The organism is Streptomyces sp. WAC 06738 (genome assembly GCF_003945505.1).
GTDB lineage: Bacteria > Actinomycetota > Actinomycetes > Streptomycetales > Streptomycetaceae > Streptomyces.
The window spans coordinates 733,546-749,227 of the sequence record NZ_CP029618.1 but is presented as its reverse complement, the minus strand read 5'-3'; the positions used below and the strand labels follow the sequence as shown (position 1 = coordinate 749,227).

The window sequence follows — 15,682 nt, the reverse complement described above, 5'->3', positions numbered from 1 at the left end:
CTGTCGACTAGGAAAGAGCCCCCGCGATCGCATCGCACGCAAGGGAGCCCGCCAGTGAAAGTCGCAGTTGTCGGTGCCGGCGCGATCGGTGCCTACGTCGGAGCAGCGCTCCACCGCGCCGGTGCCGACGTCCATCTCATCGCCCGCGGACCCCATCTGGCCGCCATGCGCCGCGCAGGCGTCAGCGTGCTCAGCCCGCGCGGCGACTTCACCGCCCGCCCCGAGGCGACGGACGACCCGGCGGCCGTAGGCCCCGTCGACTACGTCTTCCTCGGGCTGAAGGCGAACTCGTACGCCACCAGCGGCCCGCTCGTCCACCCGCTGCTGCACGAGCGGACGGCGGTCATCGCCGCCCAGAACGGCATCCCCTGGTGGTACTTCCACGGACTGCCGGGCCCGTACACCGGGCAGCGCATCGAGAGCGTCGACCCCGGCGGCGCCGTCACCCGCACCCTCCCGCCCGAGCGCGCCATCGGCTGCGTCGTCTACGCCGCCACCGAACTCGCCGCGCCCGGCGTCGTACGCCACCTGGAGGGCACCCGCTTCTCCATCGGCGAACCGGACGGCACCGTCAGCCCGCGCTGCCTCGACTTCAGCGCCGCCATGGTGGCCGGCGGGCTCAAGTGCCCGGTCGAGCCCGACCTGCGCAACGACATCTGGATCAAGCTGCTCGGCAACATCTCGTTCAACCCGATCAGCGCGCTCACCCGCGCCACCATGGGCGAGATCGCCGGGCACGACGGCACCCGCGAGCTGGTCACCGCCATGATGCGGGAGACCCTGGAGGTCGCCGCGCGGCTCGGCAGCCGGCCCGGGATCTCCATCGAGCGGCGGCTCGACGGCGCCGCGCGCGTCGGCGACCACAAGACCTCCACCCTCCAGGACCTGGAGCGCGGCAAGCCGCTCGAACTCGACGTGCTGCTGGCCGCCGTGGTCGAGCTGGCCGGCCTCACCGGCGTCCCCGTGCCCACCGTGCGCGCCATCGCCGCGGTCGCGGGACTGCTCGCCGAGACGACGGCCCGCACCCCCGCCGCGGCCGACCGGAGCGATCCGGGCAAAACCAGCGACCCCAGCAGCCAGGACACCGCCAGGAGCGCCTCATGAAGGACCGCAACAGGACCCCGAAGCAGTACCCGCGGCTCACCCACCCGCTCGTCCGCGGCGCGGATGGCGAGCTGCACCGGGCGACCTGGGAGGAGGCGCTGGACGCCGCCGCGCGCGGCTTCGCCGCGACCACCGGCGCGCACGGCCCCGACGCCTTCGGCATGTTCTCCTGCGCCCGCTCCACGAACGAGATGAACTACGTCGCGCAGAAGTTCACCCGCGTCGTCATCGGCACCAACAACGTCGACTCCTGCAACCGCACCTGCCACGCCCCCAGCGTCGCGGGCCTGTCCGCCGTCTTCGGCTCCGGCGGGGGCACCTCCTCGTACGCGGAGGTCGAGGAGACCGACCTGATCGTGATGTGGGGCTCCAACGCCCGCTTCGCGCACCCGATCTTCTTCCAGCACGTGCTGAAGGGCATCCGCAACGGCGCCCGGATGTTCGCCGTCGACCCGCGCCGTACGGGGACCGCCGAGTGGGCCGACCGCTGGCTCGGCCTCGACGTCGGCACCGACATCCCGCTCGCCCACGCCGTGGGCCGCGAGATCATCCACGCCGGGCTCGCCAACACCGCGTTCATCGAACGCGCCACCAGCGGCTACGAGGAGTACGCCGCCGCCGTCGAGCCCTGGACCCCGGCCGCCGCCGAGCAGGTCACCGGCGTCCCCGCCGCGGCGATCCGCGAACTGGCGCACGCGTACGCCACGGCGGAGCGCGCCCAGTTGTGCTGGACCCTCGGCATCACGGAGCACCACAACGCCACCGACAACGTCCGCGCCCTCATCAACCTCGCCCTCCTCACCGGCCACGTCGGCCGCCACGGCAGCGGGCTCCAGCCGCTGCGCGGCCAGAACAACGTCCAGGGCGGCGGCGACATGGGCGCCATTCCCAACCGGCTGCCCGGCTTCCAGGACATCCTGGAGCCGGCGGTGCGGGAGCGCTTCGAGACGGCCTGGGACGTCGTCATCCAGCCCCGCTACGGCCTCAACCTCACCGAGATGCTCGACGGCATCGAACGCGGCACGCTGAAGGCCGTCTACTGCATCGGCGAGAACCCCGCGCAGTCCGAGGCCGACAACGAGCACACCGTGCAGCGGCTGCGCGCCCTCGACCACCTCGTCGTCCAGGACATCTTCCTGACGAAGACCGCCCTGCTCGCCGACGTGGTGCTGCCCGCCTCCGCCGCCTGGTGCGAGACCGAGGGCACCACGACCAACAGCGAACGGCGCGTGCAGCGCGTCCGCAAGGCCGTCCGCCCGCCCGGGGAGGCGCGCGACGACATCGACATCCTCTGCGAGCTGGCCCGGCGGCTGGGCCACGACTGGAAGTACGGCGAGGCCGAGGAGGTCTGGGACGAACTGCGCGCGGTCTCGCCCGACCACCGCGGCATGTCGTACGCGCGGCTGGAGGAGCACCAGGGCATCCAGTGGCCCTGCCCGAGCGAGGACCGGCTGGAGCCGACGTACCTCCACGGCCGCCTCTGGGAGGCCGACCCCGAACGCCGCGGCCCGCGCGCGGCCTTCGGCCCGGTCCTGCACTCCCCGCCGGTGGACCTCCTCGACGACGACTACCCGCTGCGGCTCACCACCGGCCGGCGGCTCGACTCGTACAACACGGGCGTGCAGTCCAGCAGCTTCGCCTCGCCGCTGCGCCGCGGCGAGAACATCGAGCTGTCCCCGGAGGACGCGGCGGCCTACGGCGTCGCCCACGGCGAGGAGGTCCGCGTCACCTCGCGCCGCGGCTCGGTCGTCGCCCCGGTGTGGATCGACGAAGGGCTGCGGCCCGGGCTGGCGTTCATGACGCTGCACTTCCCGGACGAGGTCGACACCAACCAGTTGACGATCGAGGCCACGTGCCCGATCGCGGGCACGGCGGAGTACAAGGCCGCGGCCGTACGCATCGACAAGCTCGCCGACCGGCAGGCGGTGCCGTCGTGGACCTGAAGTACACCGACGCCAAGCCCTCCGACGCCGAACGCGCCGCCGTCGACGAACTGCTGGGCCCGGCCCCGACGGGCTGGGAGGGCGGCGAACGCGACGCGGCGGACCTGCGCTGGGCGAAGGGCGGCCACGAGGCCCGCGACCGCCGCGACCTCCTGCTCCCGGCCCTGCACGCGGTGAACGACCGGGTGGGCTGGATCAGCGAGGGCGCCCTGGACTACATCTGCCGCCGCCTGACGGTCCCCCCGGCGGAGGCGTACGGGGTCGCCACCTTCTACGCGATGTTCTCCCTCCGCCCGCGCCCGGCGACGGTGCTCCACGTCTGCACGGACATCGCGTGCGCGGCGAGGGGTTCGAAGCGCGTGACGGAGTCCCTCACCTCCCGTCTGGGCCCGGCGGGCACCCCCGCGGGCGGCGCGGTATGGCAGGAGAGCCCGTGCCTGGGCCTGTGCGAACGGGCCCCGGCGGCGCTGGTGATACGGGCGGGGGAGGCGCCGGAGGGGGAGGCCGGAAGCTCCGGCGAGGAGGAGGGGGACCCACGCGGGAGCGCGGCGGTGGCGTACGAAGACGCTCCGAGCGAGCCCCTGGGGTCGCAGGGGCGGAGCCTCCGCGGGGGTCCGGGGGCGGAGCCCCGGGGTCTTCGACCGCGCCGGAGGCGCGGGGGGCGGGGGCCGGGGGCGCGGCCCCCGGTTTCGGGAAGGGGCGGGATCGGGGAGCACCCACCACCGCCGTCGTCGCCCCCGCGGCCCCCGACGAGCTCATCCTCGCTGCCCAGGACCCCGCCCGGGCCGACCACGAACCGCCACCCGCCGCCGCCGTCCCCCAAACCGGCGACCCCCGCCTCGTGCTCCTCCGCCGCGTCGGCACCACCGACCCGGCCGACCTCGACGACTACCGCGCCCACGGCGGCTACGCCGCCCTGCGCAACGCCTTCGCCCTCGGTCCCGCCGGCGTCATCCGCGAGGTCACCGACGCCGGCCTCCTCGGCCGCGGCGGCGCCGCCTTCCCCACCGGGCGCAAGTGGCAGGCCACCGCTTCCCAGCCCGTCCGCACCCGCTACCTCGTCTGCAACGCCGACGAGTCCGAGCCCGGCACCTTCAAGGACCGCGTCCTCATGGAAGGCGACCCCTACGCCCTCATCGAGGCCATGACCATCGCCGGCTACGCCGTCGGCGCCCACCGCGGCTACCTCTACCTCCGCGGCGAATACCCCCGCGCCCTCCACCGCCTCGCCCACGCCGCCGACCGCGCCCGCGCCCGCGGCCTCCTCGGCGACGACGTCCTCGGCCAGGGCTACGCCTTCGACATCGAGATCCGCCGCGGCGCCGGCGCGTACATCTGCGGCGAGGAGACCGCGATCTTCAACTCCATCGAGGGCCACCGCGGCGAGCCGCGCACCAAGCCCCCGTTCCCCACCGAACGGGGCCTCTTCGGCAAACCCACCGCCGTCAACAACGTCGAGACCCTCGTCAACGTCCTGCCGATCCTCACCCACGGCGCCGCCGCCTTCGCCGCGACCGGCACCGAGTCCTCCACCGGCACCAAGCTCTTCTGCGTCGCCGGCACCGTCGATCGCCCCGGCGTCTTCGAGGTCCCCTTCGGCGCCACCCTCCGCGACCTCCTCGACCTCGCCGGCGGCGCCCCGGCAGGGCTCCGCGCCGTGCTGCTCGGCGGCGCCGCCGGCGGCTTCGTCCGGCCCGACGAGCTGGACGTGCCGCTCACCTTCGAGGGTGCCCGCGCCGCCGGCGCCACCCTCGGCTCCGGCGTCGTCCTCGTCCTGGACGACACCGTCGACCTGCCCCGCATCCTCATCCGCGTCGCGGAGTTCTTCCGCGACGAGTCCTGCGGCCAGTGCGTACCGTGCCGCGTCGGCACCGTGCGCCAGGAGGAGGCCCTGCACCGCATCGCCGACCTGCGCGGCGCCGCCGCCGCGGCCGACGTCGCGCTGCTGCGCGAGGTGGGCCAGGTCATGCGCGACGCCTCCATCTGCGGTCTCGGCCAGACCGCGTGGAACGCCGTGGAGTCCGCCATCGACCGCCTGGGAGCCTACGAATGAGCAGCGTCCCGCTCGGCCTGCCGCGCCGCCGCGTCGAGTTCGAACTCGACGGCGAGACCGTCCACGCCCTGGAGGGCGACACGATCCTCGACGCCTGCACCGCCGCGGGCAAGGACATCCCCACCCTCTGCTACGGCGACACCCTCACGCCCAAGAACGCCTGCCGGGTCTGCGTCGTGGAGGTGGAGGGTGCCCGTACGCTCGCGCCCGCCTGCTCGCGCCGCGCGGAGCCGGGCATGAAGGTCCGTACGGGCAGCGAGCGGGCCCGGCACAGCCGCAAGCTGGTCCTCGAACTCCTCGCCTCCTCCACCGACTTGTCGACGACGCCGCATGTCGCCGGGTGGATCGAGGAGTACGGCGCGGAGCCCGGCCGGTTCGGTCCGGACGCGGCGACGGTGGGGGACCGCGGCGCGAAGGTCGACAACGACCTCTATGTGCGCGAGTACGGCAAGTGCATCATGTGCTACAAGTGCGTCGACGCCTGCGGCGACCAGTGGCAGAACACCTTCGCCATCGCGGTGGCCGGCCGGGGTTTCGACACGACGATCGCCGTGGAGCACGACGGGCCGCTGCCCGATTCGGCCTGTGTCTACTGCGGCAACTGCATCGAGGTCTGTCCCACCGGGGCGCTGAGCTTCAGGACCGAGTACGAGATGCGCGCGGCCGGCACGTGGGACGAGGACGCGCAGACGGAGACGACGACGGTGTGCGCGTACTGCGGGGTGGGCTGCAACCTCACGCTGCACGTGCAGGACAACCGGATCGTCAAGGTCGGCTCGCCGCACGACAACCCCATCACGCGGGGCAACCTGTGCATCAAGGGCCGGTTCGGCTACCAGCACGTCCAGAACGTCCAGGGTACGGAGTGATCGGCGATGGGTCGGGTGACGGTGCGGCGTCCGGTGGTGCGGGTGCGCGGGGGGCGGGTGGACCGGCGGGCGGACACGCTGGTGGCGGAGGAGCCGCTGGAGATCCGGCTGGGGGGCCGGGCGCTGGCGATCACGATGCGGACGCCGGGTGACGACTTCGCACTGGCGGCGGGTTTCCTGGTCAGCGAGGGGGTGGTGGCCGAGGGCCGGGAGCTGGCCGGGATCACGTACTGCGCGGGGGCGGTGGACGGCGCGGAGGGCGGCAACACGTACAACATCGTGGACGTGCGCCTCGCCCCGGGTGTGCCCGTGCCGGACATCACACTGGAGCGCAACGTCTACACGACGTCGTCCTGCGGCTTGTGCGGGAAGGCGAGCCTGGACGCCGTCCGTACGACGACGCGCTGGCCTCCCGCCGACGAGGGCATGCGTCTCACGCCCGGGGTCCTGGCCGTGCTGCCGGAGCGGCTGCGGGCGGGGCAGCGGGTCTTCGACCGCACCGGAGGGCTGCACGCCGCCGCCCTGTTCACCGAGGACGGAGAGCTGATCGACCTGCGCGAGGACGTGGGGCGGCACAACGCCGTCGACAAGCTGATCGGGCGGGCGTTGCAGCAGGACCGCCTCCCGCTCTCCGGCACCGTGCTGATGGTCTCCGGTCGGGCCTCCTTCGAGCTGGCGCAGAAGGCGGCGATGGCCGGCATCCCCGTCCTGGCCGCGGTCTCCGCGCCCTCCTCCCTGGCCGTCGACCTCGCCGCAGAGACCGGCATGACGCTGGTCGGCTTCCTGCGCGGGGACACCATGAACGTGTACGCAGGCGAACACCGCATCGCCCCGCACCGTACGGTCGCGGGCGTCTGATCGGCCCCGTCGCGTGCGCGGGCGCGGGGCCGGCCGGCGGGGTGCGCCCCCTGCGCCGGCCGGCCCCCGACGCCCGCGCGGCCCTCGCGCCCGCCTCCTCGCCGACGTGCCCTCTTGACCGGAGCTTTGGCCCGCCCCTCTTGTCCCGGCAGGACGTTCACCGAAGACTTGACGCAATGAGCAAAATGCACACCTGCGTTGGAGCGTGAGCGACCACCGTGACCGGGAAGAGAACGCTGGGCCCTCGGGTGCGGCCGCTCGGGCCCCGCCCCGGCCGTCCCGACACCAGGGCGGACATCATCCGGGCCGCCAAGCGCATGTTCGCCCGCGGCTACGGCGCCTGCAGCCTGCGCGCGGTCGCGCGCGAGGCGGGCGTCGACCCGTCCCTCCTCGTCCAGTTCTTCGGCAGCAAGGAAGGGCTGTACCTGGCCGCCATCGCCGACGTGATGCGCCCCGACGACGTGCTCGGGCGGATCATCGGCGACGCCTCCGACGGTCTGGGCGGCCGGCTCGCCGCCTATTACTTCGATCTGTGGGACGACGCCGAGACCAGGTGGCCCTTTCAGGCGATCCTGCTCTCCGCCGCCTCGTACCAGCCCGCCGCCGCCATCCTGCGCGACTTCATCACGCGCGAACTGGTCGCCCGCATCGCCTCCCGCGCCGTCAAGGACCGCGCGGAGCTGCGCGCCGGCCTCGCCGGCTCCCACCTCGTGGGCACCGCGCTGGTGCGGTACGTGGTGCGCTTCGGCCCGCTCGCCGAGTTGCCTCGGCCGGAGTTGGCCGAGATCGTGGGCCGTACCATCGACGGCTATCTCTTCGGACCGCTTCCCGCCGCAGCGAGTTAGCGCGCCGAGTCAACCTCAGGAGTGTCTGCTGCGTCACGGGTGGGGGCAGTGGCGTGCGGGTGAGGCCGCGATCTAGAATCGCGAGCTAACTCAACAGATGTTGATAAAGGGCTTCGTGCCGTGATGGACTCGGCGCAATCGGCGCATCTGCCGGAGGGAGAGCAATGGCCTTCGACATACCGGGCTACATCAACACGGCCGGACGCATCCAGGTCGACGACCTGGATCTCGACGCGTTCGCCGAGCGCCCGCTGTCCGCGGAGGCGCTGCGCTGTCTGCGGTACATGTCGGACGTGGAGAGCCACACGGTCTGCTACCTGCGGGACGTGCTCGTCACCCCCTCACACCGGGATCCGGACGTCACGGCGTTCATGTCGATGTGGGCCTTCGAGGAGTTCTGGCACGGCGAGGCGATCGACTCGGTGCTGCGCGCCCACGGGCAGAAGGCCGACTACGACCACATCCGCGAGGTGCGCGAGGCGCAGGGGCTCAAGGACCGGCTGGCGCCGATCTACCAGTCCATCGCGGCCAACGCCATCGGCGACGACTTCGTCGCCGTGCACATGACGTGGGGTGCCATAAACGAGTGGTCCGCGCACGCCGCGTACGGCAGCCTCATCGAGAAGGAGCAGCACCCCGAGCTCACCAAGCTGCTCGGCCGCATACAGCGTCAGGAGTCCCGCCATCTCGCGTTCTACGCCAGCCAGGCCAAGGAGCGCCTGGAGCGCTCCCAGCGCGCCCGTTCACTGGCCCGCTGGGTGACCGAGCGCTTCTGGCAGCCGGTCGGCTCCACCATCCAGCCCGTGGAGGAGACCCAGTTCGTGCTGCGGCACCTGCTGGGTGACGACGCGGGCGCCGCCGCCGTGCGCAAGATCGACGAGAAGGTGCACAAGCTTCCCGGCATGGCCGGGCTCAACCTGGTCCAGCGCGGCGTCGCGGGCTTCGGCGCCGGCGTGCCGGTCGGCGACGACCTGGGCGCCGCCAAGCGCGGCTCCCGCAAGCGGCTGGTCGCCGGCGCCGCGGTGGTCGCGGGCGCGGCCGGGATCGCCGCCGTACGACGTCGATCGGCGGGCTCACACGCATGACGGACGCCGGCCCCGCCGCGCACCACGGCCCCGCCGCCGACCGGCGCGGGCCCACCGCAACCGCCGCCGGTGACCCCGCGGCCGTCCCCGCACCGGGACCGGCCGCCGCGGACGCCGGCGAGCCGGACGCGGGCGCGGCCGCCGCCGCGCTGCTGGCGGAAGTCGGACGACTCGGCAGCGTCGCGGTGGCATACTCCGGTGGCGTGGATTCCACGGTCGTCCTCGCCGCGGCCGTACGCGCCCTCGGCCCCGGCCGGGCCGTCGCCGTCATCGCCGACTCACCCGCCCTGGCCCGCGGCGAGCTGGCCCTCGCCCGCGAGACGGCGGCGGACCTCGGCGCCGAACTCGTCGTGCTGGACACCGACGAGCTGTCCGTCGCGGGCTATCGCGCCAACGCCGGCGACCGCTGCTACTTCTGCAAGCAGACCGTCCTCGGCCGGGTCTCCGGCTACGCCGCGGAGCACGGCTTCGCGCACGTCGCCACCGGCACCCACCTCGACGACCGCCGCGCCGCCCACCGCCCCGGGCTGCGGGCCGCCAAGGAACTCGCCGCCGCCGAACCGCTGGCCGCCGCCGGACTCGGCAAGGCCGCGGTGCGCGCGGTCGCGCGGGCGTGGGGGCTGCCGGTCGCGGAGAAGCCCGGCATGCCGTGCCTGGCGTCCCGGATCGCGGTGGGCATCACGGTCTCCAAGGACCGGCTGCACCTGGTCGAACGGGCCGAGGAGCGGGTCCGCGAGACGCTGGACGAGCACCGGGTGGGCGCCCGCGACGTCCGCGTACGGCTGCTGAAGCAAGGATTCCGGATCGAGCTGGACGCGCCCGCGCACCGCGAGGTCGCCGCCGCCCACGGCCTCGGCGACACGCTGCTGCGCGAGGTCGCCGCCGTCGGCCCGCTCGGCGAGGGCAGCCTCGCCCCGTACCGTACGGGCGCGGTGAGCACCGCCGCCCGCGCCGCCTCCCGCACCGTCTCTTCCGACGGAGCGCCGACGCGATGAGCGAGCCGCGCGGCAGCGCCCTCGACCCCACCGGCACCCCATCGGAGACGGCGGGGCTGCTGACCGGCGGCGTCGCGGAGGTCGGCGACTTCGCCCGCCTCGACGTGGGCCGGCGGCGGCGCACCGGCGTGCCCGAGGTCGTCTACGCGGACGGCAAGACCCCGCAGCAGACCCTCCAGCTCCTCGCCGAACTGCGCCTCCGCGCACCGGAGTCCCCGGCGCTGGCCACCCGCTGCCCCGAGGAGGTGCTGCGGGACGCGCCCGGCACCTTCGCCGACGAGCCGGTACGGGTCGACACCCGCGCCCGCACCGTCACCGTGGGCCCGCTGCCGGCCCCGCGCGGCACCGTCGCCGTGCTCACCGCCGGCACCAGCGACCTGCCGGTCGCCCGCGAGGCCGTCGCCACCCTCGACGCGCTGGGCACCGGCTCCCGGCTCTACGCCGACGTCGGCGTCGCCGGGCTGTCCCGGCTGCTCTCGGTGCTCGCCGAGGTGCGCGCCGCGGACTGCGCGATCGTCGTCGCGGGCATGGACGGCGCCCTCCCCAGCGTTGTCACCGGACTGCTCACCGCCCCCGTCGTCGGCGTCCCCGCCAGCGTCGGCTACGGCTTCGCCGACGGCGGCCGCGCCGCCGCGGGCGCGATGCTCGCCTCGTGCGCCCCCGGGCTCACGGTCGTCAACATCGACAACGGCTTCGGCGCCGCCGTGCACGCCGCCAAGATCGTGGGGGTACGCGCCGGTGACTGAAGAGCGCAGCGCCCGCCCCGCCTTCGCGTACGACGTCGCTCACACGGGGGAGGGCGCCCCGCGCGCCGGTGTGGCGGCGGAGACGTACGGGAAGGGCTCTCCCACCGATCACGAACGGGACTCGCCGGGGGTGACACACGGTGGCTGAGGGGACGGCCGCGGCCCATCTCGACTGCACCGCCGGGGTGGCCGGCGACATGCTGCTCGGCGCGTTGCTCGACGCCGGTGCGCGCCTGGCCGCCGTACGTGACGCGGTCGCCGCACTCAAGATCGACGGGCTCGACGTGTCCGTGGCGCGCGACCGCCGCGGCGGCTTCGGGTGCCACCGCGTCACCGTCCACCGCCCCGCCGTCCCCGACCACCACCGGCACCTCGCCGACGTCCTCGCCGACCTCGACCGTGCCACGGGCGCCGGACTCGCCCCGCCCGCGGCGGACTTCGCCGCCCGCGTCTTCCGGTTGCTCGCCGAGGCCGAGGGGAAGGCGCACGGCACGACCGCCGAGGAGGTCCACTTCCACGAGGTCGGCGCCTTCGACGCGCTCGCCGACGTGGTCGGCTGCGCCGCCGCCCTCGCCGATCTGGGGCTGCTCGCCCCCGGCGCCGCCGTCACCACCTCCCCGCTCGCCGCCGGCAGCGGGGAAGTCGACTGCGCGCACGGCCGGATGCCCGTCCCCGTACCCGCCGTACTGCACCTGGCCGCCGCCGGCGGCCTCGCGCTGACCGGCGGCGGCCTCGCCGGCGAGCGCACCACGCCCACCGGCGCCGCGCTCGTCGCCGCCCTCGCCGCGCCGGGACCGCTGCCGGACATGGCGGTACGGGCCGTGGGCACCGGCGGCGGCCGCCGCGACACCCCCGACCGCCCCAACATCACCCGTGTCGTCGTCGGCACCCGCACCGCCGCCGCGGCCGGCGGGCCCGCCGAGGGCGAGGTCACCGTCGTGGAGAGCACCGTCGACGACCTCGACCCGCGGCTGTGGCCCTCGGTCCTCGCCGCCCTGCGCGCCGCCGGCGCGTGGGATTGCTGGACCACCGAGACCGTCGGCAGGCACGGCCGCCCCGGCCGCGTCGTCACCGCGCTGTGCGCGGCGGAGGTGCGGCCGGCCGTGGCCGACGCGCTCTTCCGGCACACCACCACGCTCGGCGTCCGCTGGTCCGCCCGCCGGCGCCTGATGCTGCCCCGGCAGAGCGCCGTGGTCGCCGTCGGCCCGCCCGGCGCCGAGCAGCAGATCACCGTCAAGGTCGCGGAAGGACCCGGCGGCGCGCTCACCGTGCAGCCTGAACTGGCCGAAGCGGAGGCCGCCGCGGCCGCGCTGGGCTGGCCCGTACGCGCGGTGTGCGAAGCTGCCGCAGTCCGCTACCGGGGCGACCTGGCGGTGCCGCGGCCCGCCACCGGTTGACGCCGGTCCGCAAGAGAAACAGAGACCGGCACATGCAAGACCAGACCAGGGGAGGGCACGAGTGACGGGGACTTACCGCATCGGGCGACTCGACGACGCGCACGTCCTGCTGACGGGGGCCACCGGCTTCATCGGGCAGGCGCTGCTGGAGCGGCTGCTGTCCGGCCATCCCGGCACCCGCGTCTCGATCGTCGTCCGCCCGCGGGGCAACGGCGGTGCCGCCGACCGCTTCCGCCGCCTGCTGCGCAAGGACGTCTTCCGCACCTGGCGCGAACAGGTCGGCGACGAGGCCGCGTTCGCCGAGGCGGAGCGGCGCGTCACCGTCATCGAGGGGGCCCTCGACAGGCTGGAGGACGTCGAGTTCCCCGCGGACATCGACGTCGCCATCCACTGCGCCTCGTCCGTCTCCTTCGATCCGCCCATCGACGAGGCGTTCCGCAGCAACGTCTCCGGCGCCGTCGCGCTCTACGAGAAGCTGGGCAGGCAGGAGCGCCCGCCGCACATCGTGCACATCTCCACCGCGTACGTCTCCAGCGGCGGCCAGGGCCTCGTCCGGGAGGGCCGGCTCACCCACGACGTCGACTGGCGCGGCGAGCTGGCCCAGGGCCTGGCCGCCCGCGAGGACGTCGAGCGCGCCTCCCGCCGCCCCGAGGTGCTGCGCAAGGCGCTGGAGAAGGCCGGCCGCGACCACGGCAAGGCGGGACCGCAGATCGCCGCCAAGGACGCCGAGGACGCCCGCCGGGCGTGGGTCGAGGAGCGGCTCGTCGAACACGGCGCCACCCGCGCCGAGATCCTCGGCTTCTCCGACGTCTACACCTTCACCAAGGCGATGTCCGAGCGCGCCGTCGAGGAGCTGTGGGCGGGCCGGCCGCTGTCGATCGTGCGGCCCGCGATCGTGGAGAGCGCGCTGCGCCACCCGTACCCCGGCTGGATCGACGGCTTCAAGATGGCCGACCCGCTGATCATCGCGTACGGCAGCGGGCTGCTGCGCGACATGCCGGGGCAGCCGGACACCGTGATGGACGTCGTCCCCGTCGACCTCGTCGTCAACGCCACCCTCGCCGCCGCCGCGGCGCCGCCCGAGGAGGACGCGGGGCCGCACTACTTCCACGTCGGCTCCGGCGCCACCAACCCCCTCACCCTGCGCGACCTCTACAAGCACGTGCACTCCTACTTCCGCCGGGACCCGCTGCCGGAGAGCAGCGGCCGCGGCCACGTCCGGCCGCCGTCGTGGACGTTCCCCGGCGCCGCCCGGGTGGAGTTCGCGCTCGGCGCCGGCGAGCGCGCCGCGAACCTCGCCGACAAGCTCCTCGGCCAACTGCCCGGCACCGAGCGCACCCAGGAGTGGGCGAGCAGGCTGCACAAGGAGAAGCGCTCGCTGGAGACCCTGCGCCGCTACTCCGACCTGTACGGCGTCTACACCCGTACCGCCGTCGTCTACGACGACCGCGAGCTGCGCGCGCTGAACGCCGCGCTGCCCGCCGACCGCGCCGCCGAGCACGGCTTCGACCCGGCCGAGATCGACTGGTACACGTACCTCGAAGAGGTCCACTGCCCCAAGGTCACCGCGCCGCTGCGGGCCAGAACCGGCGGCGGCCGCAAGACCCGCAAGCCCAACCCCGCCGCGCTCCCGTCCGGCGGCGACGTCGCCGCCGGCAGCACGGCCGCCGTCTTCGACCTGGACGGCACGATCATCGCCTCCGACATCGTCGAGTCCTACGTCTGGACCCGGCTGGCGTCGCTGCCGCGCGGGCGCTGGGCCCCCGAGCTGTTCGACCTCGCCCGCAACGCGCCGCGCTACCTGCTCGCGGAGCGGCGCGACCGCGGCGACGTGATGCGCTCCTTCTTCCGCCGCTACGAGGGCGCACGCGCGGAGGAACTGCGCGCCCTGGTCGCGGAGCAGGTCGGCGACGCGCTGCTGCACCGCGTGATGCCCGAGGCCGTACGCCGCATCCGCGCGCACCGGGCCGCGGGACACCGCACCGTGCTCATCACCGGCAGCCTCGACCTGCTCGTGGAGCCGCTGCGGCCGCTCTTCGACGACATCGAGGCCACCCACCTCGCCGAGCACGACGGCATCCTGACCGGCTTCCTGCGCACCCCGCCGATCGTCGGCGAGGGCCGCGCGGCGTGGCTGCAGAGCCACGCTCGCGAGCGGGAACTGAACCTCGGCGCCAGCTTCGGCTACGCCGACAGCTACTCGGACCGGCCGCTGCTGGAGGTCGTGGGCAAGCCGCACGCGGTCAACCCCGACACCCGGCTGTTCCGGCACGCCAAGCGCCACCGCTGGGAGATCGCCCGCTGGGGGACGCACACCGCGAGCCGCTGGGACGCGCTCGCGGGCACCGTGATCAGCCACACCCGGCCGCGTCCCGTACGGGCCCTGCCCGCGGCCGGCCGCACCGCATCCGACGGAGAGGCCCGATGAGCCTGGCGCTTCAGTACCACCGTTCGCCCGCGCGCTTCCTGGCCGCCCGCGGGCTCAGCCGCACCCGCAGCCGCGCCGCCGGCTCGCTGGCCGGCTCGCTCGCGCCGCTGCGGCTCACCCGCGACCGGCGCGAACTGCCCAAGGGCGACGGCTGGACCCGGCTGGCGCCCAGCCTGTCCGGCATCTGCGGCTCGGACCTCGGGATGCTCAACGGCACCGTGTCGCCGTATCTGGCGGCGCTGACGTCCACGCCGTTCGTGCCGGGACACGAGGTCGTCGGCACCACCGTCGACGACCTGCCGACCATCCCGCGCGGCACCCGCGTCGTGCTCGACCCGGTGCTCTCCTGCGCGGTGCGCGGCCTGCCCGAGTGCGACGCCTGCCGCGCCGGGCACACCAACCGCTGCGACCACATCACCTCCGGGCACCTGTCGCCCGGCATGCAGACGGGCTACTGCGCCGACACCGGCGGCGGCTGGGCGCAGCGCATGGTCGCCCACGAGCACCAGCTCCGCCCGGTGCCCGACGACCTGCCGGACGAGCGCGCGGTGCTCGTCGAGCCGCTGGCGTGCGCGATCCACTCGGTGCGCCGGGTGCCGATCGAGCCGGGCGCCTCGGTGCTGGTCATCGGGGCCGGCACGGTGGGGCTGTTCACCGTGCTCGCGCTGCGGCAGCTCACCGAGGCGGGCACCATCCACGTCGTCGCCAAACACGGCCACCAGCGCGAGCGGGCGCTGGCGCTGGGCGCGGACGAGGCCGTCGAGCCGGACCGCGCGCTGCGCGCCGTCCGCCGGATGACCTCGGCGCTCGCCCAGCGTCCCGAGATGGGTGCGGAGTTCCTGCTCGGCGGGGCGGACATCGCGTTCGAGTGCACCGGCGGCGGCGCCGGCCTCGACACCGCGCTGCGTACCGTACGGGCCGGGGGGACGGTCGTCGTGTCCGGCATTCCGGGGGGCGCCGACCTGACCCCGCTCTGGTACCGGGAGCTGAGCCTCGTCGGCGCGTACACGACCAGACGCCGCGAGGACGTCACCCCGGACGACCCGGACGCGGGCCCCGACGGCCGCGCCGGCACCGACTTCGACAAGGCGGTGCAGCTCGCCGCCACCGCGCCCCTGGACGGGTACGTCGAACGCTATGCGCTCCAGCAGTGGCGCCCTGCGCTGGAGCATGCGTTCGCGGCCGGCTCGGCGGGCTCCGTCAAGATCGCCTTTGATCCGACCCTGGACGGCTGACCGGGGACGAATGGCAGGGTAGGGGCCGGTACCGTAGTCGGCCGCCCCCCACCGCCGTACGCAGCCGCCGGGCACCCGACGCCCGCACCGCCGCCCGCTGCAGGCGCCGGCGACCACACTGAGG

Annotated in this window: 11 protein-coding genes and 1 pseudogene; all 12 read left to right on the top strand. The window is 74.6% G+C overall.

The genetic code is table 11. From position 1 onward, the window contains the following. Nucleotides 1–54 precede the first annotated feature (54 nt). The 12 genes and pseudogenes from DMB38_RS02920 to DMB38_RS02865 all read left to right on the top strand — a co-directional run bounded on the left by DMB38_RS02920 (nucleotide 55) and on the right by DMB38_RS02865 (nucleotide 15,558). Complete coding sequence (locus tag DMB38_RS02920; RefSeq protein WP_125933824.1) at nucleotides 55–1,104, top strand: 2-dehydropantoate 2-reductase; 1,050 nt, start codon at nucleotides 55–57, stop codon at nucleotides 1,102–1,104. Continuing rightward, the gene (locus tag DMB38_RS02915) at nucleotides 1,101–3,047 is read left to right on the top strand and encodes a molybdopterin-dependent oxidoreductase (RefSeq protein ID WP_125933823.1); all 1,947 of its coding nucleotides are present in this window, start codon (nucleotides 1,101–1,103) and stop codon (nucleotides 3,045–3,047) included. Before DMB38_RS02920 ends, DMB38_RS02915 begins: the two co-directional genes overlap by 4 nt. Next, a pseudogene (locus tag DMB38_RS02910) lies at nucleotides 3,038–5,100 on the top strand (NAD(P)H-dependent oxidoreductase subunit E). The gene DMB38_RS02915 and the pseudogene DMB38_RS02910 overlap by 10 nt, the downstream one beginning before the upstream one ends. Next, a complete protein-coding gene (locus DMB38_RS02905) occupies nucleotides 5,097–5,969 on the top strand; it encodes a 2Fe-2S iron-sulfur cluster-binding protein (protein WP_125933822.1) in 873 nt (290 codons plus the stop codon). The pseudogene DMB38_RS02910 and the gene DMB38_RS02905 overlap by 4 nt, the downstream one beginning before the upstream one ends. A 6-nt stretch (nucleotides 5,970–5,975) precedes the next feature. Then, nucleotides 5,976–6,827: a formate dehydrogenase accessory sulfurtransferase FdhD gene (gene fdhD / locus DMB38_RS02900; protein WP_125933821.1), complete on the top strand. Its 852-nt coding sequence runs from the start codon at nucleotides 5,976–5,978 to the stop codon at nucleotides 6,825–6,827. 218 nt (nucleotides 6,828–7,045) lie between these two features. Further along, a complete protein-coding gene (locus tag DMB38_RS02895) occupies nucleotides 7,046–7,672 on the top strand; it encodes a TetR family transcriptional regulator (protein WP_240661948.1) in 627 nt (208 codons plus the stop codon). 164 nt (nucleotides 7,673–7,836) lie between these two features. Continuing rightward, a complete protein-coding gene (locus DMB38_RS02890; protein ID WP_125933820.1) occupies nucleotides 7,837–8,757 on the top strand; it encodes a ferritin-like domain-containing protein in 921 nt (306 codons plus the stop codon). Further along, complete coding sequence (locus DMB38_RS02885) at nucleotides 8,754–9,752, top strand: TIGR00268 family protein (RefSeq protein ID WP_125933819.1); 999 nt, start codon at nucleotides 8,754–8,756, stop codon at nucleotides 9,750–9,752. Before DMB38_RS02890 ends, DMB38_RS02885 begins: the two co-directional genes overlap by 4 nt. Beyond that, nucleotides 9,749–10,498: a nickel pincer cofactor biosynthesis protein LarB gene (gene larB / locus DMB38_RS02880; RefSeq protein ID WP_125933818.1), complete on the top strand. Its 750-nt coding sequence runs from the start codon at nucleotides 9,749–9,751 to the stop codon at nucleotides 10,496–10,498. The genes DMB38_RS02885 and larB overlap by 4 nt, the downstream gene beginning before the upstream one ends. Nucleotides 10,499–10,638: 140 nt before the next feature. Then, nucleotides 10,639–11,895 carry a nickel pincer cofactor biosynthesis protein LarC gene (larC, locus tag DMB38_RS02875; RefSeq protein ID WP_240661946.1) on the top strand — a complete coding sequence of 419 codons (1,257 nt, stop codon included), beginning with the start codon at nucleotides 10,639–10,641 and terminating at the stop codon, nucleotides 11,893–11,895. Between the two features lie 61 nt (nucleotides 11,896–11,956). Then, nucleotides 11,957–14,323 carry an HAD-IB family hydrolase gene (locus tag DMB38_RS02870; protein ID WP_125933817.1) on the top strand — a complete coding sequence of 789 codons (2,367 nt, stop codon included), beginning with the start codon at nucleotides 11,957–11,959 and terminating at the stop codon, nucleotides 14,321–14,323. After that, nucleotides 14,320–15,558 (top strand): alcohol dehydrogenase catalytic domain-containing protein, encoded by a 1,239-nt coding sequence (locus DMB38_RS02865; protein WP_125933816.1) that lies wholly within the window; start codon nucleotides 14,320–14,322, stop codon nucleotides 15,556–15,558. Before DMB38_RS02870 ends, DMB38_RS02865 begins: the two co-directional genes overlap by 4 nt. The last annotated feature ends 124 nt before the right edge of the window (nucleotides 15,559–15,682 follow it).